A 21,891-nucleotide genomic window follows, 5' to 3' on the forward strand; every position below is an offset into this window, starting at 1 on the left:
ACCCCGGCCATGGCCGTTCCCCCTGGGCTCCGCCAGGGACTCCTGGGCCATACCCATAACATACCGAATGTCCTGTTTTTGTCTCTCATCTCACCGGTTTCCGACAGCGGTCCGCAGGAGCCCCCGGCGGGCCTCGCGGTACTCTGCGGCATGCTCGCCATCCAGTTCGACCGCTTCGGTGGTCCTGACGTACTCCGCCCCGTGGAACTGGCCGCACCCGTGCCCGGCCCCGGAGAGGTGCTCCTCACCGTCGAGGCCGCCGGGGTGAACTTCGCGGACACCCACCAGGTGGATGGTTCCTACCTCGCCGCCGACGCCCTGCCGTACGTCCCCGGCAGCGAGGTCGTGGGCCGCACCCAGGACGGCCGGCGGGTACTGGCACGGGTCTCCCACGGATACGCGGAGCAGGTGACCGCCAAGGAGTCCGGCGTCGTGGAGATCCCCGAGGACCTCGGCGCGGCCCAGGCACTCGCCCTCATGATGCAGGGCCTGACCGCCTGGCACCTGCTGCGGTCCGCGGCCCGGCTGCGCAGCGGCGAGACCGTCGTCGTGCACTCCGCGGCGGGCGGGGTCGGCAGCCTGGCCGTCCAGCTCGCCCGGGAGTTCGGAGCCGGCCGGGTGCTGGCCCAGGCCTCCACACCGGACAAGGAGCGGCTCGCCCTGGAACTCGGCGCCGACGCGGTGATCACCTACCCCCTCGCGGAGAAGGCCGATGTCGTCCTGGACGCCGTGGGCGGGGAGCTGTTCGACCAGGCCCTGGGCTCCCTGGCGTCGTTCGGACGACTGGTGACCTACGGGAACGCCGCACGCGACGGCTTCACCCCCGTCGACCCCGGGCGTCTCGGCCGGCTCAACGCCTCCGTCGTCGGGTTCTGGCTGCGCCCCGCGCTCTCGGCCCCGGGCGGGGTCAGCGGCCCTCTGAAAGAGCTCTTCACCCTGGTCGCCGAGGGCCGTCTCAGGCCCGTGACCGGCGGCAGCTACCCGCTGGCCGAGGCCCGGCGCGCCCATGAGGACCTGCTCGCACGCAGGACCACCGGGAAGCTGATCCTCACTCCCTGAGCTGCGGGCTCCGGACGCACCGCACCCCCGGGGCCCGGAGGCCTCGGGGGTGCGGATGCGCGGAAGCGGGGCCCGGGCTCAGACCTCGCCGGGCGTTCCGAGCATGGCGGACGCGTTCTCCAGCGGGGTGAGGGGCACCGCGGGAGCGGGCACCTCCGCCGGGCGGCAGGTGAAGCCCAGACGCGTCAGCGCCCTGGTCACCTCGCCGGCGGAGAAGTCCCGGCGGTCCTGCCGGGTGATGATCTCGCCGACCTGCTTGACGGGGTAGACGCGGCGGTTGACCACCACCGCGTCACCCGTGACGGGCTCGGGCTTGACGCCCTTCATCGCGTCCTCGACGTCGTGCTTGAAGAGGTCGAAAGGGAAGCGGGCGATGACACAGCGCATGGTGCCTCAACAGGGTGGTCGTGGAGTGAGCCGGACAGGGTCGGCCGGGTTCCCGGCCGGGCGACTACGCGGCCTTGTTGGCCCGGCGCTGCGCCGACGCGGCACGCGCCTGCGGCGTCGCCGTGTTGGCGTTGGAGCGGCGGCCCTGGCCGGGACGCGCGCCGCGTCGGCCACGGGGACCGGAACTGCTCTTGCGCTCCGAGACCGGTGAGGTGATCGTGACGGGCACCCCCGACGGCGCCTGGGCGCCGGTGATGCGGCTGAGCTCAGCCTCGCCGGAGCGGACCTGGGCGATCTGCGGCGTGATGCCGGCGTCCGCCATCAGCCGGGTCATCTCGCGGCGCTGGTTGGGCAGCACGAGCGTGACGACGCTGCCGGACTCCCCGGCCCGCGCGGTACGTCCGCCGCGGTGCAGGTAGTCCTTGTGGTCGCTCGGCGGGTCCACGTTGACGACCAGGTCGAGGTTGTCGACGTGGATGCCGCGGGCGGCGACGTTCGTGGCGACCAGCACCGTGACATGACCGGTCTTGAACCGGTCCAGGGTGCGGGTGCGCTGGGGCTGCGACTTGCCACCGTGCAGCGCGGCCGCCCGGACACCGCTGTGCAGCAGGTGGTCGGTGAGCTTGTCCACCGCGTGCTTGGTGTCCAGGAACATGATCACCCGGCCGTCGCGGGCGGCGATCTCGGTGGTCGTGGCGTACTTGTCGGCGCCCTGGACGTAGAGCACGTGGTGCTCCATCGTCGTCACCGCACCGGCCGCGGGGTCCACCGAGTGGACGACCGGGTCGTGCAGGTAGCGGCGGACCAGGAGGTCGACGTTGCGGTCCAGGGTGGCCGAGAACAGCATCCGCTGACCGTCGGCGTTCACCTGGTCCAGCAGCTCGGTGACCTGGGGCATGAAGCCCATGTCGGCCATCTGGTCGGCCTCGTCGAGGACGGTGATGGCGACCCGGTCCAGCTTGCAGTCGCCGCGCTCGATGAGGTCCTTCAGCCGGCCCGGGGTGGCGACCACGACTTCGGCGCCGCCGCGCAGCGCGCTGGCCTGGCGGCCGATCGACATGCCGCCGACGACCGTGGCCAGCCGGAGCTTGAGGGACCGGGCGTACGGGGTGAGCGCGTCGGTGACCTGCTGGGCCAGCTCCCGGGTGGGGACGAGGACCAGGGCGAGCGGACGGCGCGCGTCGGCGCGGTTGCCCGCGGTGCGGGCCAGCAGGGCCAGCCCGAAGGCGAGCGTCTTGCCCGAGCCGGTGCGACCGCGGCCCAGGACGTCCCGTCCGGCGAGCGAGTTCGGGAGGGTGGCCGCCTGGATGGGGAACGGCACGGACATGCCCTCGGACACCAGTGCCGCCAGCAGCGGCGCCGGCATGTCCAGGTCCGCGAAGGACTCCGCAGCGGGCAGTGCGGGGGTGATGGTCACCGGCAGGGCGAATTCACCCGACACGGAGGAGGAGCGGCGGCCGTAGCCACCCGAGCGCTTGGGTGCGCCGGAGCGGCCCCCCGAACCCGGGGCGCCCTGCCTGCCGGACGCCGTCCCGCGGAATCCGTTGGCGGTACGGCTGCCTGTGGATCCGCCGGAGCGCGTCCGGGAAAATCGGTCGTTCGTGCGAGATGTGCGATCGCGGTTCAAAGAAGAACCCTTCCCTCGAATGGCACGTGTCGAGGGATTCTTTCCGGGCGGCTGCAGCCATGTACGGCGCCAAGAATCGCAAGAACGAGCCGATGAAATATCGAAAAACGAAGTCCGTCCGCCGGATGAACCAGCAGGATTCGGCACTCCATATGACTGCAGTTGACTGCCGTGCTCCGGCCCGCCCTCACCGGGAATTACTCCACCGGTGCGACGGCGTCGGTGACGGCCGGGAAAACACAACGAGCCGGGACCCGCACCCCAAGGTGCGGGCCCCAGCTGCGCTGTACGTCTGCGATCAGGCGGGGGTGATGTTCTCCGCCTGCGGGCCCTTCTGGCCCTGCGTGACGTCGAAGTTCACCTTCTGGCCTTCCTGCAGCTCGCGGAAGCCCTGGGCGGCGATGTTCGAGTAGTGGGCGAAGACGTCAGCGCCGCCACCCTCCTGCTCGATGAAGCCGAAACCCTTTTCCGCGTTGAACCACTTCACGGTGCCAGTAGCCATGTCATATCTCCTTCGGGGCGTTGCCCGTGGGCCCACACTGTGTGAGCCCTACGTCGCCGCAAATGATTGCCCCGACCGGAAGAAACCGGAAATACAAAAGCGCGCCCACCGGAGTGAAAACGGTGAGTGCACTTGAAGTTTTGGGAACCACAACTGCAACTGAGGTCAACAGTAGCACGATTTGGGCACAAGCGAGCTGTACGCCATATCACTACCGCGTCGCTCCACCGTGCAAGGCATAAACTCTCACCGCTGATTGCGCGTATTTCTGTGCCGACCGAAACAGATATACGCCCGTCCACCGGTCAGGAATCGATGCCGCTCCGGCCGGGACGGCCGGGCGCGGGCCGCCGCAGTTCCTCGTTGAGACGCAGCGCCTCTTCGAGCTGGTCCTCCAGGATGACGATGCGGCAGGCCGCCTCGATCGGTGTGCCGCCGTCCACCAGTTCCCGGGCCCGGGACGCGATGCGCAGCTGGTAGCGGGAGTAACGCCGATGGCCTCCCTCGGAGCGCAGCGGCGTGATCAGGCGGGCCTCGCCGATGGCCCTGAGGAAGCCGGGCGTCGCACCGATCATCTCCGCGGCCCGCCCCATCGTGTACGCGGGGTAGTCGTCGTCGTCGAGACGGTCCGTGGCAGGCGACGGGGACTCCGGGGGCATCTGCACCTCTTCTGTTGCGCACCGGTCACCGATGTGACCTGGCTGCACAAGAAACCCTAGGCGTACGGGTAGGCCATGTCTATCGCGGCCGGAACAGGTTTCCTCCGTCCCCGGCGTCGCCCGCGTCCGGCCGCCGGCCGGGCGGTGCCCGGCGGAAGCCCTCCGTAGCCGGGCGACCACCCCAACAAGGCTGACCGACCGGTCAGTTGTCGGCAGACCTGCGAACGGTCATACTGCTCGGGTAGCCCTTCACGCATCCCCCGTCGTGAAGGGCTACGTTCACGCGCGGCCGCCCGTGTCCGCGTGGTCCGCGCGATCCGGAGCACACCCAGCATGAGCGACACGGCCAAGGCCACGACGGTGGCCCGCACGGTCACGGACGTCCTGCAGCCCCGCAATGTGCTCCTCGTCGGCATGCTCGCCATCGGGGTGGCCTCCGCGGGCGACTGGACCGGGCTGCTCTGGGGCTTCCTCGGCGCCCTCTGCGCGGGACTCGTCCCCGCCGGCTACATCGAGTGGGAGCGCGGGCGCGGCACCTGGGGCGACCGCCATGTCGTGGACCGGACCCAGCGGGCGCCCATCTTCCTGGTGATCCTCGGCTCGGTCGGCACCGGAGCGCTGATCATGGTGCTGGGCCACGCGCCCCTCGGCATCCTGATCGCGATGATCTCCCTGTGGGTCATGACGACGGTGCTCCTGGCGGTCAACACGGTCTGGAAGATCTCCGTGGACTCGGCGGTCGCGTCGGCCGTGGTGGCCCTCCTCAGCGTCACGCACTCCCTGTGGTGGCTGTGCGCGGGCGCGGCGGCCCTCGCCGTGTGCTGGTCGCGGGTGGCGCTGCGTTACCACTCGGTGGCCCAGACGGTGGCGGGGGCGGCCGCGGGCGCGGCGACGGCAGCCGGCTTCCTCTTCGCCTGACCGCCCGGTCACCGAGGCGTGACCACCCGGCCCCCGGGCCCGCGTGACCTCCCGGGCTCACCCCGCTCCCCGATTGCGGACCCGGCCCGGAGCCGGTTACGTGGACGGAGGGGCCGCGCAGCGATGTCACCGGGAGGCACGCAGATGCCCAGGAAACCCGCGAACTCCAAGGTCGGACTGCTCCTGAGCCTGGGCAGCAGCGCGATCGCCGTCGTCCGCACCGTCAAGCAGATGCGCCGGGCCCGAGGCACCCAGGACAAACTGACCGCCGCGAACACCGTGGCGGGGCTGCTCCCCCTGGTCACATCCGCCCTGATCGTCCTGCGCCGGCTGCGCGGGCACTCCCGGCAGCACGCCGGCTGAACCGAGCGCCACCGGGGGCCGCCGCTCAGGCGGCCCCTGCGCGTATCCGCCCCCGCAGCCTCTCCAGCACCCGGGCCCTCAGCAGCTCGTACTCCTCGCGGAGCCGCACGATCTCCGCCGGACGCTCGACGGCCACGCCCCCGGACACCAGCTCGTGCGGAGCGAACTGCTCCCGCGTCAGGTCGATCTCGATCCCCATGCCCAGCCGGTTCCACCAGTGGTAGTCGACGCGGACGCCGTCGACCCGCACCTCTCCGCGGATCAGCTCGCCGCCCAGCAGGTCGTTGATCACCAGCGCGGTGACGCCGCACTGGTCGCGGGCCGGGTTCCCGGGATCCCACTGTGCCCGGTGCGCGGGCGTGGTGGTGTCCGCGTCCCAGCTGCTGCGGACGGCGGCTTCGATGTCGGTGAGCAGCAGAGGTTCCATGCCGTGAATCCTCGCACCGGCCACTGACAACGCCCCCTGCGGAGGACGTTCAGTAGCCCCGGCTCCGCGAGGCCAGCACCGCGATGTCGTCCTCGGCCCCCTCGGCGAAGCGTGCCACGACCTCGCCCAGCAGGTCCTGGAGCCGCCCGCTCACCGGCATGGTGAGGTGTGCGAGCCGCTCGATGGAGACGTCGATGTCCTCGCCCCGGCGCTCCACCAGGCCGTCGGTGTACATGAACAGCACCGTTCCGGGGCCGCAGGGCAGCACCGTCGTCCGGTATCCGCCGAAGCCCGTACCGAGCGGCGGCCCCACGGGCATACGTGCCACCCGCGCCCCGGACGCCCCGGGGTCGATGAACACCGGTGGCGGATGTCCCGCACTGGCCACCTCGCAGACCCCCTCCTTCCGGTCGACGACGGCGACCAGGCAGGTCGCCGCCCGGTCGAGGCCGGAGTGTTCCACGGCCTTGTCGAGCCGCTCGAGAATGCGGTGCGGCGGCTGGTCGTCGTCGGCCATGATGCGCAGCATCGAGCGGTAGTTGCTCATGGCCACGGCGGCCTCCACCCCGTGCCCCATCACATCGCCCATCACCTTGAGATGCCGTCCTCCCTGCAGCGGGATGGCGTCGAACCAGTCCCCGCCCACCAGGGCCCCCGCGCCCGCGGGAAGGTAGAGGGACGCGACCTCGATGCCCGGGTTGGGCACCCGCGGCTCGGAGAGCAGGGAGCGCTGGAGCTCCCGGGCGACGCGGTGCTCGTGCGTGTAGCGGTAGGCGTGGTCCACGTCGACGGCGGCACGGCCCGCGAGCGTACGGGCGACGACCATGTCCAGTCCTTCCGTGAAGGAAGGGGACTCCCCGGCCCGCAACAGGCTGAGCGCCCCCAGGGGGCGTCCGCGCGCGGTGAGCGGTACGACGAGGGCCGAGTGGAGGCCGACGGCCCGGTAGGCGGCGACCCGTTCGGGGGTGGGCGCCGAGCGGCCGAGCTGCCCGTCGCCGTACAGGTTCTCGATCACCGGCTCGTCGGCGGCCAGGCAGCGGGGCACGGCCGCGTCCTCCTGGTAGTCGATGTCCGTACCGGGCCCGCCGAACTGGGCGATCGAGTCGGCGAGTTCCGGGATCGAGGCCGCACCGGCCCTGCGCAGCCGCAGCGCTCCGGGCGGCGGCTCACGGCGGGGGCGCCCGTTGTCCTCCGGGATCACCTCGACGACGGCGACGTCGGCCATCACCGGCACCACGAACTCCGCGAGCTCCTGGCAGGTGGTCTCCACGTCCAGCGTCGTGCCGATGGCGACGGCCGCGTTGTCGAGGAGCGTCAGATAGCTCCTGGCCCGCCGCAGTTCCTCCCGTTCGTTCTCGGTCGCGGTGACCTCCTGGGCGATCGCGATGAGTCCGCGCACCCGTCCGTCCACCTCGTACCGGTGCAGGGCCACACGCCAGTACCTCCGATCGATGACGGAGTCCACCCAGGTCTGTCCGCTGGTGGTGATCTCCCGGGGCATGCCGTCGGCCAGCACCTGGCGCATGACGTCCGTCCGGACCCGCATGTCCGGCAGCACCTCGCCGACGCTTCTGCCCAGGTGCGCGGCGGCCGACGCGCCGTTGAGCCGTTCGAGTGCCGGGTTCACGTACACATAGCGCAGCTCGGTGTCGAAGACCGCCACCCCCGCCGGGCTGCTGCCGATCAGCGCGGCCAGTGCCGTCAGGTCGGAGGGCGGCGGATCGGCGTGCTCTTCGACCTGCAACGGAGCCTCCGGAGGGGATCGTGCCTGGCGGGTGCGGAGCGCGCGGCCCTCACGGGCCACCGAGCACCCGGCCCCTCATCGTCCGCCGCCCCGCACCGCCCCGCATCTCCGCGGGCCCGGCCGACCGGCGTCGAGTCCGTCCAGCGACAGGGTCCCTTCGGAGGCCGCGGCGCCCCGCGGCAGCCCGAACGCCGCCTCGACCCGTTTCGGCACCGGTGCAAGGCCCAGCAGCCCGGTCACCAGCAGGCCCGCCAGGTGGTGCCAGGCCGGAGCCCGGCGGATCATCGCGTGGTCGCTGCCCGGGATCGTCACCAGACAGGTCCTGGCGCCCGCTCTGCGTGCCCTGGCCGTGAGCGACTGGGACGCCAGGGGGCTCGTCACCCGGTCCCGCGTGCTGTGCAGCAGGACGACGTCACGCCCCGCGAGCTGGGTCACCGGGTCGCCGGGCGGGCACCACGGCGCGAGGCCCACCACCGAGCGGACCAGCGGGTGGCCCGCGGCGTGGAGGGCGGCACGGGCTCCCATGGAGTGGCCGAGGAGGACCACGGGGATGTCACCCGCCTCCCGCCGCAGGGCGTCCAGCACCCGCAACGTGTCGTGCAGCGGATCCTCGCGGGAGCCGTTCCAGCCCCGGTGCGTGTAACGGACCCGCTGCACGCGCACGCCGGGGTCACCGCGCACCGCGCGCGCCACCACGCGCGAGAACGGCAGCATCCGCAGACCGGGCAGGTTCAGGGCGCCGGGTGGCGGCGCGGCCATGCCCGTCTCGTAACCGCCGTGGAGAACGAGCACGGCTGCCGACGGCGGTCTTCCGGCCACGCTTACCTCCAGATCGGGGTCGCGGGCCGACGCCCGCACACCTCATGTTCGGTGCCGGAGGGCCTACGGATGGGTCGAACGTGTCGATGCGTGGAAAGTGCCGTTCACTGGGGGACGCACGGACCGTTCCCCTACGCGACCCAAGGAGCCGCCGACATGGCGTCAGGACCTCAAGTCGGACACCCCGCACCGGACTTCACCCTGCCCGGGGGCGTACTCACCGAGGACACCTTCACGCGGCGCGACCACACGCTCTCCGCCGCGCGCGGCCGGGCCGTCGTCCTCGCCTTCTACCCGGGTGACAACACTTCCGTCTGCACCAAGCAGCTCTGCTCGTACTCCTCGGGGCTCGAGACCTTCGAGAACCTCGACGCCGAGGTCTGGGGAATCAGTCCACAGGGTGTGGACAGTCATGAGTCCTTCGCCCGTGGCCACGGCCTGCGCATGCCCCTGCTGGCCGACACGGGACGGGAGACCGCCCGGGCCTACGGGGTCGCCGCTCCCGGCATCGGCGTACGCCGTTCCGTCTTCCTGATCGGGCCGGACGGCGTGGTCCGGTGGAAGCACGTCGCCCTGCTCGGCGCCACCTTCCAGTCGCTCGACACGCTCGCCCAGCAGCTTTCCGGCATCGGAAGCCGGTAAAGACTGCCGGACTCCGGCAGTGCCGCCGCCGGGTCCGCCGTGGGACCATTCAGTCGGTTCGACGGAAGCTTTTCGGGGGACAGCGAACAAACGGGGGAGTGATCACGTGACCGTTCTCCTCGGTCTCGGTATTGCGGGTATCGCGCTTCTCGCCCTCTCCCTGATCTTCGACGGGATCCTCGAAGGGCTCCTCGGGGACGCTCTGGGCGGGCTGTTGAACGGCTTCTTCGACGGCCTGCTCTCCCTGCCCGTCATCGCCGGCTTCCTGTCCATGCTCGGCTTCGGCGGAGCGATCGTCCTCGGCACCACCGGGGCCGGAGTCCCCGTCGCCCTCACGGCCGGAGCGGTCGCGGGCGTCGTCGCGGCGTGGCTGACATGGAAGTTCAGCCAGGCCCTGATGCGGGATCAGACCACGGCCACACCACGCGGGGACGACCTGGTCGGCACCTCGGGCTCGGTGGTCACCCCGATCCCGGCCGACGGGTACGGCGAGGTCCTGCTCCGGCTCGCGGGCCAGACCGTGAAGTTCTCCGCGAAGAGCGCCGTACCGGTCGAACGCGGTGCCGAGATCTGGGTGGAGGCCACGCTTTCGACCACCTCGGTCACGGTCCGCCCCGTCGAGCGCTGACCACCACAGAGTCACACGCCTGTCCGAAACCCGTACAGCCGAACAGACCGCCGTCCCGCCGGGAACTCCGTGGGGAGGGCAAGGGGGACACCTCTCATGAGCCCAGTAGTCATCGCCATCATCGGCATCGTCGTACTCGTCGTACTCCTGGCCCTGGCCGTGATCACCAGGTACAAGGTCGCGGGCCCCAGCCAGGCCTTCATCATCACGGGACGGCGCGGCAAGAAGTCGACCGACCCGGTGACCGGCCGCACCAGCATCGACAACAGCGGCCAGAAGGTCGTTGTCGGCGGCGGCGTCTTCGTCGTGCCCTTCGTCCAGCAGAAGTTCACTCTGGACCTCTCCAGCCGCCACATCCCCGTCGCCGTACGCGGTGCCGTCACCCTGCGCGGGGTGAAGTCCAACCTCGAAGGTGTGGCGATCGTCAAGGTCGGCGGGAGCGAGGACGCGATCCGCGCCGCGGCCCAGCGCTTCCTCCAGCAGCAGAACGGCATCGTCGGCTTCACCCAGGAAGTGCTCTCCGGGGCCCTCCGCGCCATCGTCGGCCGCATGTCGGTCGAGGACATCATCCGTGACCGCGCCGCGTTCGCCGGGCAGGTCGCCGAGGAGGCCGAGGCCAGCCTCTCCGGCCAGGGCCTCATCCTGGACGCGTTCCAGATCCAGGACATCACCACGGAGGGCTCCTACCTGGAGGACCTGGGCCGTCCGGAGGCCGCCCGCGCCAAGCAGGAGGCGGACATCGCGGAGGCGATCGCCCGGCGCGCGTCCGAGCAGGCCCGGCTGAAGGCGGCGGAGGAGATCGCCATCGCCGAGCGGACGTTCTACCTCAAGCAGGCCGAGATCAAGGCCGAGACCGAAGCCGCGGCGGCCAAGGCCAACGCCGCGGGCCCGCTCGCCGAGGCCGCCCGCCAGCAGGAAGTCCTCAGCGAGCAGGAGAAGGTCGCCGAGCGCCAGGCCGCCCTGACGGACCGCGAGCTCGACACCAAGGTCCGCAAGCCCGCCGACGCCGCCCGCTACCAGGCCGAGCAGGAGGCGGAGGCCCGCCGCATCGCCCAGGTCAAGGAGGCCGAGGCCGACGCGGAGCGCTCCCGCCTCACCGGTCAGGGCGAGAAGCTCCACCGCTCCGCCCTCGCCGACGCCGTACGCATCGAGGGTGAGTCCGAGGCAGCCGCGATCGCCGCGAAGGGCGCCGCCGAGGCCGAAGCCATGCAGAAGAAGGCCGACGCCTTCGCGCAGTACGGCGACGCGGCCGTCCTGCAGATGCTGGTCGAGGTGCTGCCGCAGGTCGTCGCCAAGGCGTCCGAGCCGCTGAGCGCCATCGACAAGATGACGGTCATCTCGACGGACGGCGCGAGCCAGCTGTCCCGCACGGTCACCGACAACGTCGCCCAGGGCCTGGAGCTCCTCACCTCCACCACAGGCGTGGACCTGGCCGCACTCCTCCGGAACCTTCAGGGCAAGGCGGGCGGCACGGAGTCCGTGCCGGCGGTCCCGGCCCCCGCCGCCAACGGCGAGAAGATCGACATCAAGGACTGACCCGTCCCCTCCCCCGCGCCCGGCCCGGTGACCGCTTACCGGCCGGGCGCCTCCACGTCCGCGCCCGCCCCGGCCGTCCGGCAGGCGGCCACCCTCTCCCGCCATGGTGTGTGGGCGTACGGGTCGTCATCCTCCTCAGAGGCGAGCTGGGCGGCCCGGGCCTCGGCCCATGCCGCCCGCGCGGCCTCCCGCCGACAGGGCCCGCACCGCGTCTCACCGTCCTCATCGGTGGGCCCCGGCCGGAAGAGATGCTCGTCCCCGGGCCCGGAGCACACCACCAACGCGGCTACGGGAGCCGGAGGTTCAGACTGCGGTACGGGCGCGGGTTCCTCGGGCAGCTTGTGTACGAGCCTGTGCCGCAGGAATCCCACGGCCGACCGCACCCCGCCCACCGGCAGATCACCGGCCAGCACCCGCCGCATGTCGTCGGCCGCGACCCCACGCCGCAGCCACACCACGGCGAGCTTCACCAGCTTCCGGGCCTCTGCCACGCCCAGGTGCAACGAGCGGTGCACATGCCGCAGGGACAGCAACACCCGCTCGGCCTCAGCCGCTTCCGGGTCGGGCACGGTCAACGGCACGTCGTCCGCCGCCGGTTCGGAGGGTGGGTGGGAAGAGTTCTTCCCGTGTTCTTCGTCTACCGGTTCATAGCCACCGACCGCCCGGTCCCCCGGCTGACCGACCGTCGGTTTCCGCGCACCCGGAGACACGCCCACCGGCACCGAACTTCCGTCCCGGGCCGCCCTGGCCTCCTCCGGGCCGAGGGCCACATTCGCGAGAAGCTGCTCGGTCGTCCAGAACCCGCGCCCGCCCTGCTGCCGCCACTCGTACAGGTACCCGTGCGTGACCAGCAGCTTCTTGGCCTTCTGGTAGGCCCGGCCGGTGATCCCGAGAGCCCGCGCATGCTCGCTGAGGGCCACACCGCGCCGGTCGTCGGGGAGGCCTTGCACGTAGAGAAGGAGGATCTTCGCGTCACTGCTCAGACGCTGATTGCGTACCAGATCATTCGCGGCCTTCGTATAGCCGCGAGACGGCGCGATAGCATGCCAAAGCATCCTGGTGGACCTCTCGGTTATCCACTGGCGGTGAAGGTCCTCGGTCGGTGCTCCTACACACCTCCGGGGACCGCGCCATGCGCGCGTACGCACACAGCGTGATGACGCGCTTACCGTAGCGCAGCCAAAACGCCATCACCGACATGCGGCGAAAACTTCAGCCTCAAGGGTGGATTGAGCGAGCCGACGCCGTGTCCAGGGGAATCACCCGAGGTAGGGCCGCTCGCGCCGCTCCAGGAAGTGCCGGATGCGTAGTTGCTGAGTGTGATGCATGGGCAGGGCCGGAATTTCCGTCGGCTCGACGAAGCGAAGCTCCGTCGACTCGTCCGACATCGCGAGTGTGCCTCCGACGACACGAGCCCGGAAGCACACGTTGAACTGGCGGCGGACCTCCCCGTCGCTGTACGCGATGACGTGCTTCGGGTCCGTGTACGTGCCGACGAGATGGGTGATCTCCACATCCAGGCCGGTCTCTTCCTTGACCTCCCGAACGGCTGTCCCAGGCAGGCTGTCCGACATTTCCATGCCGCCCCCCGGCAGCGCCCACAGACCACTGTCCGCACGCCGCTGCACCAGGATGCGGCCTTCCTCATCGGTCACGACGGCGGAAGCGGCTACGACGAGACTGTTCGGCTGGGGCGCTTCCGGATCGTCGTAGTACTCGGTTCGTGCCACAGGTCACGTCTCCACGGGTCGGGCTCTATCCCATACTGCGCTGAAACTCTCGGCGTAGGTGTCGAACATCCCACCGTCGCCGGCCCGGCGGAGGTGCCACAGGGGTGCGCCATAGGCGTTTACGCCCCACACATGAGGGTTGATCAAGGCCTGGTCGTCAACGCGGTACGTGCTGTTGTAGAGGGTTGTCGCGTGGGTGCGAACCTCAATGCCGGGCACGCCGAGAAGGGGCCGGTAGTGCAGGAGTGCCAGCCGACAACGCGATTGAATGCCGTCCCCGAACTTCTCCTCCGCACCACGCCGTTGCACACTTTCGCTGTCGGCGTCCCCCAAAGCGATGCGTACCGTGCACCCTTCAGCGGCGCGCTCACGGAGGAGGTCGTTCAACCGGGGGTACGCCTCGTGCAAAAACACGGCGGCGTACACGAGCACATCAATCCGCTCGCGTGCGGCGCCCAGCAGATCAGTGAACGCCGACACAGGCAGGTTCGCCCGCTGGTCGTACAGAGCGACGAGCTCGGGACTCACGGCTCGTGCGGCGCGCGCCTGCCTGAGCGCCGGCCAGAGCGCATGGACGTCCTCCCTCAGTGACTCAGCGGCCCTGAGCGCTGTCGCACGCCGTGGCGTGCGTCCCAGGTTCACCCACCGCTCGACACTCTTGGGGTCGACCCCAGCCACTTCAGCGAGCATTGCGTGGGTCCACCCACCGGAGACCATGACGGCCCGAAGCCTCTCGTTCTGCATGGTCGCGTCTCCCCGAGTCACGGACGGTCTTAGGGACGTTCTACCCCGTGCAAGACGTCCCGGAGTGGGAAACCAAGGAGGTTCCTACGTCCCGGTGCAGAGAGCCACGATCTTCGGAAGCAACGCGATGGGACGAGGGGACGATGACCAGGAACACTCAGCAACCGCAGGCGGACACGTGCCAATGGGAGTACGTGACCTACGCCCCCGCCGGCGAGACGTGCCCGGCCTGCGGGAAGCCGATCACGAGCTTCGCTCCCTGCCGCCGCGGGACGCTTGAAGGCCGGTCTGGACTGCCGGTTGTCTACCGGCACGCAGAAGGATGCCCGGAATGACGCTTACTGCATGGCACTTCGTGAAGCACACGATCCGCCAGGCGCCGGAGGGCGGGATGGTCTACGAGACATCCTGCGCCACGCATGATTGCGGCGAGGACTCCGGCCCACGAACGGAGCAAGAAGCCGCGCAGGACTGGGCGCTACGGCATACCGGTCAGACAGGCCACGCCTTGTTCCGGCGTGTCTTCACGGACCACGCCAGGGTGACCCGCGCCGATTAGGGCCGCTTTCTGGGATTGCCGCCCGCCCCCACCCGACCGCTCGCCCCCGTACTCGCGGCGAGCAGAACCATGGCGGGCGGGCTCAGCGCGGCAGGGACGTGACCGTGCCGCCGTAGAGCTCGTCCAGGCCGATGAGCAGGACCCGGTCGCCACCGCGTGCCGCTTCGGTTCGCAAGGCGTCACTGAAGCCTGCCGCACTGAAGCAGGCGAGCGCGCAACGCGTGGTGTCCATGGCCCGGCCGGCGAGGAGTTCCCGGGCCCGGACGAGCCGCTCCAGGTGGCTTATCCCCACGACCGTGCCCCACTTCACCTCGCCGAGCAGGTGCACCGCCGGCTTCGTACCGCCGGACCCGGGCTCGACCGCGGCGACATCGATCTGTATCTGCCTCCGTGCCGCCTGGTCGGTCACCACGCCGCCGCCGACCTGGCCCACCGCGGAGCTGAGCAGGGTCCGCCCTGGACCGAGGACGTACTCCCGGCACATCGCCTCGAAGTGCGGCCCGGCGACCTGGGCTGCGAAGCGCTCCGCCGACTGTGCCCAGACGTCCGACGCCTGACCGGCCTCCAGGCGGTCCCAGGAGGGTCGCATCACGGCCTCGTAGAAATTGATCAGCGGCTCGGTGACGCGGTACTGCGACTTCCCTGCTCTGAAGACGTCCGCTTCCCGCGCCAGCAGATGACTGTCCTCCAGGACGTTGAGGGGGTGCGAGATGTCCACCGACTTGCGGCCGATGTACCCCGCGATCCCGCCTCTCGTGGTGTTGCCCTGGGCCACTGCGGCAAGGACCGAGTGATACAGCGCGGTGTCCCGGATGTCCGCCTCCTCGGCAAGCAGATACCTCGCCTCCCGGAAGAGGGGACTGAAAGGAGAGAGGACCGTGCGGCAGAGCCAGTCGTCGAATTCCTCCAGGCTTCCGGGAACGTCGTCGGCCAGGAACTGCCGCCGGTACGCCGGTGTGCCACCGACCACGGCGTGGAGCCGAGCCGCAAGGGCCGGGCTGTCGGCGACTCCCCAGAAGTCCGCGGCTGACCTGTATCCGAAGGGGCGCACGACGAGTTCCAGCTGCGCACGTCCCCGGAGAGGCGCCGTGCTCGCGAGCAGCCCGCCCATGACGGACATCGCCGATCCGCACAGCAGGAGCCTCATCCGGCTCTCCTCGACCTGAAAGCGGTCGATCTCCCGCTGAATGAGAGACGGGAGCTCAGGGGCGGTCTTCGCCAGGTACGGAAACTCGTCGATGACCACCAGCAGCGGCCCTTCGCCGTCCCGGGACGCGGCAAGCCCGAACAGGTAGGAGATCGCGTCGTCCCATGTGGCGAACGAGAACGGAGCCGGGGACCCCACGTGATCGGAGAGGGCCGCAGCGAACTGGCGCAGCGACTCTGCCTCCGTCCCCGCCGTGGCTCCGAAGTAGAAGCCTCCGTGCCGCTCGACGAGAGCGCGCAGCAGATACGTCTTCCCCATGCGTCGTCTGCCGCTGACGATGCCGAGCATGGCGTGCGGCAGGGGCCGGCCGACGAAGGCCGAGAGACCCTTCCACTCGGCATCACGCTCGAAGACACGGGACGGCTTGTCCGGACGGCCATGACGTTGCACGTGGCAGCTCCTTAGGACTACACCCCATAGGAGCGTACTCCTAACAAAGCCTTCAGCGGGGTGACAGGCCGGTGGTGTCGATGTCCACCGCGAACGGGTCCGGCAGGCGGAGTACGGCCCCGAACGGATGCGGTCCGTCCACGCAGGTGTAGCCCAACCTCCCAGGCTCCGAGAAGAGGGTCACGCTGCCCTCCATCCGGTCCACGAGGAGGTAGAGAGGCGCCCGGTACTCGGCGTATCGGCGCCGCTTGACCACCCGGTCGGTCTCGGCGTCCGTCTCCGAGGTGACCTCGACGATCAGCAGTGTCTGGTCCGGGAGGAGCGCGCCCCCGCCCCTGGCCAGTTCCTCGGGTACGACAGCGATGTCGGGGACGTACCAGTTGGAGGAGCCGGGCAGGTCCAGGTTGCCTGAGCCTTCGACACAGCCCAGCTCGGCGACGCGGGCTTCGATCTGCCGGCGGACGAGCCTCGCGGCGCGCTCGTCGTCCCAGGTCGGTGACACCGGCTCGATGATCCCCTCGACGATCTGGACGCGGTCCTCGCGCATGTGCTGCACAGCGAATTTGAGGGCGCGCTCAGCGTCCACACCCCGGCTGTAGTCGGGCGCGCTCTTCATAGGGTCCCGCTTCCGTCCATGTCCACGCCTCCGGCTACCCGGCATCATGCCCGGCCGTCGCCCGTCACAGGCGAGCGGCGCCCCCGTCCGGAGCCCGTGATTCCGCCGCCCTCCAGGCAGAAATCTCGCTCCGGTTAGGGTAATGAGCGGATAAAAAGCTGATCAAAAGCGCGCCGTGCCGCCGCGCGCTCCTCGGGAGGAAGCCATGGGAACGCACCGCACGTCGCTGCCGGGAGTCGGCGTCCAGTACGACTACACCACCGAGTCGGGGCAGCACATCTCCGTGGTCGTGCACCACGACGGGCGGCGGTTCCTGGGGTTCTACGAGAAGGACGACCCAGATTCGTGCGTGCTCTCCGTGCCCCTGACGACCACCGAGGCCACCGGGCTCGCGCACCTCATCGACGCGGCGCCGATCGACGCCGTACGGACCGAGGGGATCGACCTGGTCACCGAGCACATCCCGCTCGGGACCCGCTCCCCGTACGGCGGGCGGCTGCTCGGGGACACCCGGGCGCGGACGCGGACGGGGGCCTCGATCGTGGCCGTGCTGCGTACGCACAGTGCGCATCCGTCACCTGGGCCGGACTTCCGGCTGGCCATCGGGGACACGCTCGTCGTCGTAGGTACGCGTGAGGGCGTCGACACGCTCTCCGAGATCATTGCGGAGGGCTGACCGTGCACGACACGACCGCACTGCTGGTGGAGCTGGGCTCCGTCATTCTGGGGCTCGGCATCATCGGAAGATTCGCCGGGCGGATTGGTCTCTCGCCGATCCCGCTCTACCTGCTGGCCGGGCTCGCGTTCGGTGAGGGCGGTCTGCTGCCGCTCGGCGCCAGCGAGGAGTTCACCGCCATCGGGGCGGAGATCGGCGTCATCCTGCTGCTGCTCCTGCTCGGTCTCGAGTACAGCGCATCGGAGCTCGTCACCAGCCTCAAGACGCAGTACCCGTCCGGGGCCGTCGACTTCGTGCTCAACGCGACACCCGGCGCGGCTGCCGGTCTGATGCTCGGGTGGGGGCCGGTGGGAGCCGTCGCACTGGCCGGGGTCACCTGGATCTCGTCCTCGGGTGTGATCGCCAAGGTGATGACCGACATGGGGCGGCTCGGTAACCGCGAGACGCCCGTGATCCTCGGCGTCCTCGTCATCGAGGACCTCGCCATGGCCGTCTATCTGCCGCTGCTCACCGCGATGCTGGCCGGCGTCGGTCTGGCCGGCGGCAGCATCGCCCTGCTGATCGCGCTCGGCACCGTCGGCTTCGTGCTGTACCTCGCGCTGCGCCACGGCCGGCTCATCAGCCGCGCGGTGTCCTCCGACAACCCGGAGATGCTGCTGCTCGTCGTCCTCGGGCTCACCGTCCTGGTGGCCGGCGTCGCCCAGCAGCTCCAGGTCTCCGCGGCCGTCGGCGCCTTCCTCGTGGGCATCGCCCTGTCCGGGGAGGTCGCGGAGGGTGCGCGCAAGCTGCTGACGCCGCTGCGGGACCTGTTCGCCGCCGTCTTCTTCGTGTTCTTCGGGCTGTCCACCGACCCGGCGGAGATCCCGCCCGTACTGCTTCCGGCGGCGCTGCTCGCGGTCGTCACGGTCTTCACGAAGATCGGCACCGGCTGGTACGCGTCCCGGCGGGCCGGCATCGGGCCGCGGGGCCGCTGGCGCGCGGGCGGCACGCTCGTCGCGCGCGGGGAGTTCTCGATCGTCATCGCCGGTCTGGCCGTGGCCACCGAGCCGCGGATCGGTCCCATCGCGACCGCGTACGTGCTGATCCTGGTGATCGTCGGGCCGCTCACCGCCCGCTGGACGGAGCCGGTCGCCTCGAAGCTCCAGGCCGCTCTGGCCGGGAAGCGGAAGAAGCCGGCCGTGGTGTCCGACCCGCCGATGCCGTCGCACGACGACCTCACGCCGGAGCACGCCGGGCGCGACTCCGACTGACGGACCGGGGGCGGCGGTCAGAGCGGGGTGGCCGCGTGGAGGATGCCGACGAGCGTCACCGTCGCGTTGAGCGACGACAGCGCCGAGGCCGCCGTCCCCACCGTCGCGGTCACCGCCGCCAGGGCCAGATGCGGTGAGGCCGGGGGCCAGAGTCCCGCCGGGGGCCGGGGGTCGAGCAGCGCCGCCACCCGGCGCGGCACAGGCCCCGTCGGCAGGGAAGCCGCGAAGGCGGGAAGCACGGCGGGTCCCGGGTGGCGGTGCGAGAACAGCGCCGCCTTGCCGACCGCCCTGGCGACGGTCCGGCGGCTGCCGACCGCGTACGCCGCCTCCTCGTCCGCCCAGCGTTCGGTGCTGTACGCCACCGCCGTGCGCAGGGGGAGCAGGAACGGGTTGGCGCGGGCCGCCAGTTGTGTCACCAGCAGATAGCGGTGGTGGCGGCCGGACAGGTGCGCGCGTTCATGGGCGACGAGCGCGTGGCGTTCACGGGCGTCCAGGCAGTCCATCATCGCCGTGGAGACGACGACCCGGCCGCGCCCTCCCGGCAGGGCGTAGGCGTACGGGTCGGGGGACGGGACCACGACGAGGTCCCCCGCGGCCCCGGGGCCGTCCTGGGCCGGCAGGGCGCGGGCGGCCCGGACCCGGGTCCGGGTGTGCCGCAGGAGGGTGCCGCCCCAGGCCACCAGCACCGCCCCCAGGACGCCGATGGCGATCAGGCCCGCCTTCTCCTCGTACGGCAGCGCGGCGCGCACCTCCGGGTCCGACCAGCCGTCGGGCAGCGGATTGCCGGGAAGCTGGGCCGTGCCCACCACCATGAGCAGAGCCAGACACAGCGTGCTGCACAGGGCCAGGGTCGAACCCACGGCGGCCAGCAGCCGGGTGGCGCTCCGGGGGTGCAGGTGCTGTTCGGCGAGACGCGCCATGGGCAGGGCGGTCAGCGGCAGCACGAGCGGCAGGTAGACGAAGACGCCCATCGTGGTGGCTATCGGCCTTCCGGACCGGCGGGGTCGTCGTCGGGGTCGTCGGGGTCGTCGGCCGCGCGGGCGAGCAGTGCGCGGAGTCTCGCCTCGTCGCCGGGGGACAGCGCGGAGACGAACCGGGCGAGGACGGCCTCCCTGTCGTGTTCGCCGTCCAGGACGCGGCGCATGCGGAGGGCGGCGAGGCCGGCCTCGTCGGAGGCCGGGGTCCAGAGGTAGGAACGGCCCTGGCGGGTGCGGGTCACGGCCTTCTTCGCGTAGAGGCGGGAGAGGATCGTGATGACCGTGGTGTAGGCGAGGTCGCCGTCGAGGTGCTTCCGCACCCACCCGGCCGTCGCGGGCCCGCCCGCCGAGCGCAGCACGCTCAGGACCTGGGACTCCAGCTGTCCCTGGCCGCGCCTGGGCAGCCGCGGGCCGTCCCCGGTGGAGCCGTCGTCCGTGCCTGTGGGCCTGTTCATCCGCGGCATCCTACTGAGTGGCCGGGTGGCGCCTGTCGGCCGCCGTGCCACCGACGGCCATCCGCCGTACTTCTACACGGTTGTAGAGTCTGACTGGTTCCCGCACCACAGGCAACGCAACGTATGGAGACGTCATGGCCCTTTGGGATCGGATCAAGGAATCCGCGTCGACGATGCAGACGCAGCTGGAGGCGAAGAAGAACGACCTGAAGAGCGGGGCGTTCCGGGACGCGAGCATGGCCATGTGCGCCCTCGTCTCCGCGGCCGACGGTTCCATCGACCCGTCCGAGCGGCAGCGTGTCGCCTCGCTGATCGCCACCAACGACGTGCTGCAGAACTTTCCGGCGGACGACCTCCAGCGCCGGTTCAACGCCTACGTGGACAAGCTGACGGCGGACTTCGCCTTCGGCAAGGTCAGCGTGCTCCAGGAGATCGCCAAGGCGAAGAAGAAGCCCGCCGAGGCGCGTGCCGTCATCCAGATCGGCATCGTGATCGGCGGCGCCGACGGCGACTTCGACAAGTCGGAGCAGGCCGTCGTGCGCGAGGCGTGCTTCGCCCTGGACCTGCCGCCGCACGAGTTCGACCTGTAGGGCACCCACTCCCGGCGCGTACGTCCCGGGCCCTCGGGCCGTACGCGCCGGGGCACTCGGGCCGTACGCGCCGGAGCCCTCGGGCCGTACGCGCCCGGGCACTCGGGCCGTACGCGCCCGGGCACTCAGAGCTCCTTCGCCGGCCAGTCCAGCAGCCGGGCGCCGATCACCGCGGTCTGCAGCGTGTAGCGGTGCATCGGGTCGGACGGGTCGGAGCCGGTCAGCTGGTGTATCCGCTCCAGCCGGTACGTCAGGGCGCGCACGCTCAGCGACAGCCGACGGGCCGTCTCCGCGGCGACACAGCCGGCGTCGAAGTACACGGACAGCGTGCGCAGCAGCGGCTCCGCGCCGCCCCGTGCCTCCTTGAGCGGGCCGAGCTCGCTCCGCACCAGGTCGGCCATCGCCTGCCGGTCCCTGGTCAGAACCGGATAGACCAGCAGGTCGGCGGCGTACAGCACGGGGTCGTCGAGGCCCATCCGCTGAGCCAGATCGAGGGCGTCGAGCGCCTCGTCGTACGAGTGGACCACCCCGCCGGGGCCCCGGTGCGGGCGGCCGACCGCGACCTGACCGCCGTCCGTCGCGGCATGGGCCTGCTTCGCGAAGTACCGCAGGACGTCGGGCTGGCTGCCGGGGGCTATGCAGACGAGCCGCCCGTCCTTCGTGGTGAGCAGGATCTTCCGGCCGCTGAAGCGGGCCAGCAGGGCCGCCTCCACGCTGCGGGGCACCGCGTCGGACTCGGTGTATGCCTCGGGGCCCGCCGCCACCGCGACGGCGTGGGCCCGCGAGAGCCGCAGCCCGAACCTGCTGGCGCGCTCCGCGAGCCGGCCCAGGTCGCTGCGCCCGTACAGCAGGTCGTCGATGAACTCCCGCCGCGCCGCTTCCTCCCGCCGCACCGTGATGCGCTGCGCCCGCTCGAAACCTTCCGCGAACGCGTCGACCGTCTGCTCCACGGCGGCCAGCACGGCATCGGCGGCGCCCTGCGGGGCGAGCGGCCAGGCGGCGCGGGTCTCCGAGAGGTGGCGCCGCACCAGGGCCCGCAGCTGGTGTCCGGCCTCCGCCGCCTCACGGCCGAGCGCGCGCCGCGTCTCCAGCTCGTCCCGGGTGAGACGGCGGCCGGTGTCCGCGACCTCGGCCAGGATCCGGGCATAGCCCTCCAGGAACCGTTCGGGGATCTCGGGCTCCGCCACTCGCACTCCTCCACTCATCGCCGGCATCGTCATCCTGTCAACGCACGGAAGCCGGTGCCGGTGCCCGGCAGGCCGGTCCCGTAAAGGCTGCCGGATTCCGGCAGTGCGGCCGGACCCGCCCGGCTGACACGATCTGTTCAGCAACACACGGGGGAATCACGGGGGACACGGGGGATCACGGGGGAAGAAACCGGTTGCT

Annotated in this window: 24 protein-coding genes; 9 read left to right on the forward strand and 15 right to left on the reverse strand. The window is 71.0% G+C overall.

Translation table 11 applies throughout. The annotated features are described in order from the left end of the window. Positions 1-150: 150 nt before the first annotated feature. Positions 151-1,059, forward strand: a complete 909-nt coding sequence (locus AB0P41_RS08070) for a zinc-binding dehydrogenase (protein WP_365930857.1) — start codon at positions 151-153, stop codon at positions 1,057-1,059. A gap of 78 nt (positions 1,060-1,137) precedes the next feature. Here the strand turns inward: AB0P41_RS08070 and AB0P41_RS08075 are convergent, their stop codons facing one another. From AB0P41_RS08075 to AB0P41_RS08090, 4 genes are all read right to left on the reverse strand, one after another. Then, entirely contained in the window at positions 1,138-1,446 is a 309-nt protein-coding gene (locus AB0P41_RS08075) for an SCO5918 family protein (protein WP_356709305.1), read from the reverse strand. A 64-nt stretch (positions 1,447-1,510) separates the two neighbouring features. Beyond that, positions 1,511-3,073 (reverse strand): DEAD/DEAH box helicase, encoded by a 1,563-nt coding sequence (locus AB0P41_RS08080; RefSeq protein ID WP_365930858.1) that lies wholly within the window; start codon positions 3,071-3,073, stop codon positions 1,511-1,513. 298 nt (positions 3,074-3,371) lie between these two features. Beyond that, positions 3,372-3,575: a cold-shock protein gene (locus AB0P41_RS08085; protein ID WP_031090619.1), complete on the reverse strand. Its 204-nt coding sequence runs from the start codon at positions 3,573-3,575 to the stop codon at positions 3,372-3,374. Between the two features lie 305 nt (positions 3,576-3,880). Continuing rightward, on the reverse strand, positions 3,881-4,234 hold the full coding sequence (locus AB0P41_RS08090; RefSeq protein ID WP_356709301.1) for a MerR family transcriptional regulator: 354 nt from the start codon (positions 4,232-4,234) through the stop codon (positions 3,881-3,883). Positions 4,235-4,567: 333 nt separating this feature from the next. Between AB0P41_RS08090 and AB0P41_RS08095 the strand changes: the two genes are divergently transcribed. Together AB0P41_RS08095 and AB0P41_RS08100 are read left to right on the forward strand one after the other, a co-directional pair. Further along, a complete protein-coding gene (locus tag AB0P41_RS08095; protein WP_365930859.1) occupies positions 4,568-5,152 on the forward strand; it encodes a hypothetical protein in 585 nt (194 codons plus the stop codon). Positions 5,153-5,296: 144 nt separating this feature from the next. Then, the gene (locus AB0P41_RS08100) at positions 5,297-5,515 is read left to right on the forward strand and encodes a hypothetical protein (RefSeq protein WP_356709296.1); all 219 of its coding nucleotides are present in this window, start codon (positions 5,297-5,299) and stop codon (positions 5,513-5,515) included. 25 nt (positions 5,516-5,540) lie between these two features. Here AB0P41_RS08100 and AB0P41_RS08105 read toward each other — a convergent pair whose 3' ends face one another. The 3 genes from AB0P41_RS08105 to AB0P41_RS08115 all read right to left on the reverse strand — a co-directional run bounded on the left by AB0P41_RS08105 (position 5,541) and on the right by AB0P41_RS08115 (position 8,505). After that, positions 5,541-5,942: a hypothetical protein gene (locus AB0P41_RS08105; protein ID WP_356709294.1), complete on the reverse strand. Its 402-nt coding sequence runs from the start codon at positions 5,940-5,942 to the stop codon at positions 5,541-5,543. A 49-nt stretch (positions 5,943-5,991) separates the two neighbouring features. Then, positions 5,992-7,686, reverse strand: coding sequence for a SpoIIE family protein phosphatase (locus tag AB0P41_RS08110; protein WP_365930861.1), 1,695 nt, complete (start codon positions 7,684-7,686; stop codon positions 5,992-5,994). A 75-nt stretch (positions 7,687-7,761) separates the two neighbouring features. Further along, positions 7,762-8,505, reverse strand: a complete 744-nt coding sequence (locus AB0P41_RS08115; RefSeq protein WP_356709291.1) for an alpha/beta fold hydrolase — start codon at positions 8,503-8,505, stop codon at positions 7,762-7,764. A gap of 156 nt (positions 8,506-8,661) precedes the next feature. On the opposite strand from AB0P41_RS08115, the gene AB0P41_RS08120 reads away from it, so the two are divergent. From AB0P41_RS08120 to AB0P41_RS08130, 3 genes are all read left to right on the forward strand, one after another. Continuing rightward, positions 8,662-9,147, forward strand: coding sequence for a peroxiredoxin (locus AB0P41_RS08120; protein ID WP_356709290.1), 486 nt, complete (start codon positions 8,662-8,664; stop codon positions 9,145-9,147). A gap of 106 nt (positions 9,148-9,253) precedes the next feature. Further along, the gene (locus AB0P41_RS08125; protein ID WP_356709288.1) at positions 9,254-9,775 is read left to right on the forward strand and encodes a hypothetical protein; all 522 of its coding nucleotides are present in this window, start codon (positions 9,254-9,256) and stop codon (positions 9,773-9,775) included. Positions 9,776-9,871: 96 nt separating this feature from the next. Next, positions 9,872-11,311 carry an SPFH domain-containing protein gene (locus AB0P41_RS08130; protein ID WP_365930864.1) on the forward strand — a complete coding sequence of 480 codons (1,440 nt, stop codon included), beginning with the start codon at positions 9,872-9,874 and terminating at the stop codon, positions 11,309-11,311. Between the two features lie 35 nt (positions 11,312-11,346). Here AB0P41_RS08130 and AB0P41_RS08135 read toward each other — a convergent pair whose 3' ends face one another. The 5 genes from AB0P41_RS08135 to AB0P41_RS08155 all read right to left on the reverse strand — a co-directional run bounded on the left by AB0P41_RS08135 (position 11,347) and on the right by AB0P41_RS08155 (position 16,557). Further along, positions 11,347-12,366, reverse strand: coding sequence for a hypothetical protein (locus AB0P41_RS08135; RefSeq protein WP_365930866.1), 1,020 nt, complete (start codon positions 12,364-12,366; stop codon positions 11,347-11,349). Between the two features lie 204 nt (positions 12,367-12,570). Beyond that, positions 12,571-13,041 carry an NUDIX domain-containing protein gene (locus tag AB0P41_RS08140; protein ID WP_365930868.1) on the reverse strand — a complete coding sequence of 157 codons (471 nt, stop codon included), beginning with the start codon at positions 13,039-13,041 and terminating at the stop codon, positions 12,571-12,573. Positions 13,042-13,044: 3 nt separating this feature from the next. Further along, entirely contained in the window at positions 13,045-13,785 is a 741-nt protein-coding gene (locus AB0P41_RS08145; RefSeq protein ID WP_365930870.1) for an XRE family transcriptional regulator, read from the reverse strand. Between the two features lie 641 nt (positions 13,786-14,426). Then, on the reverse strand, positions 14,427-15,941 hold the full coding sequence (locus AB0P41_RS08150; RefSeq protein ID WP_365930872.1) for an ATP-binding protein: 1,515 nt from the start codon (positions 15,939-15,941) through the stop codon (positions 14,427-14,429). Positions 15,942-15,993: 52 nt separating this feature from the next. Further along, positions 15,994-16,557 (reverse strand): Uma2 family endonuclease, encoded by a 564-nt coding sequence (locus tag AB0P41_RS08155; protein WP_365930874.1) that lies wholly within the window; start codon positions 16,555-16,557, stop codon positions 15,994-15,996. Positions 16,558-16,762: 205 nt separating this feature from the next. On the opposite strand from AB0P41_RS08155, the gene AB0P41_RS08160 reads away from it, so the two are divergent. Both AB0P41_RS08160 and AB0P41_RS08165 read left to right on the forward strand, forming a co-directional pair. Further along, positions 16,763-17,233, forward strand: a complete 471-nt coding sequence (locus tag AB0P41_RS08160) for a cation:proton antiporter regulatory subunit (protein WP_205019030.1) — start codon at positions 16,763-16,765, stop codon at positions 17,231-17,233. Positions 17,234-17,235: 2 nt separating this feature from the next. Further along, positions 17,236-18,483, forward strand: a complete 1,248-nt coding sequence (locus AB0P41_RS08165) for a cation:proton antiporter (RefSeq protein WP_356709277.1) — start codon at positions 17,236-17,238, stop codon at positions 18,481-18,483. A 17-nt stretch (positions 18,484-18,500) separates the two neighbouring features. Here the strand turns inward: AB0P41_RS08165 and AB0P41_RS08170 are convergent, their stop codons facing one another. Continuing rightward, the gene (locus AB0P41_RS08170) at positions 18,501-19,454 is read right to left on the reverse strand and encodes a M56 family metallopeptidase (protein WP_365930876.1); all 954 of its coding nucleotides are present in this window, start codon (positions 19,452-19,454) and stop codon (positions 18,501-18,503) included. 8 nt (positions 19,455-19,462) lie between these two features. Next, positions 19,463-19,915, reverse strand: coding sequence for a BlaI/MecI/CopY family transcriptional regulator (locus AB0P41_RS08175; RefSeq protein ID WP_356709272.1), 453 nt, complete (start codon positions 19,913-19,915; stop codon positions 19,463-19,465). Positions 19,916-20,049: 134 nt separating this feature from the next. On the opposite strand from AB0P41_RS08175, the gene AB0P41_RS08180 reads away from it, so the two are divergent. Further along, on the forward strand, positions 20,050-20,505 hold the full coding sequence (locus AB0P41_RS08180; protein ID WP_351275025.1) for a TerB family tellurite resistance protein: 456 nt from the start codon (positions 20,050-20,052) through the stop codon (positions 20,503-20,505). Positions 20,506-20,630: 125 nt separating this feature from the next. Here the strand turns inward: AB0P41_RS08180 and AB0P41_RS08185 are convergent, their stop codons facing one another. Next, positions 20,631-21,692: a helix-turn-helix domain-containing protein gene (locus AB0P41_RS08185; RefSeq protein ID WP_365930879.1), complete on the reverse strand. Its 1,062-nt coding sequence runs from the start codon at positions 21,690-21,692 to the stop codon at positions 20,631-20,633. Positions 21,693-21,891 lie beyond the last annotated feature (199 nt).

This window comes from Streptomyces sp. NPDC079167 (assembly GCF_040686735.1).
Classification (GTDB): domain Bacteria; phylum Actinomycetota; class Actinomycetes; order Streptomycetales; family Streptomycetaceae; genus Streptomyces.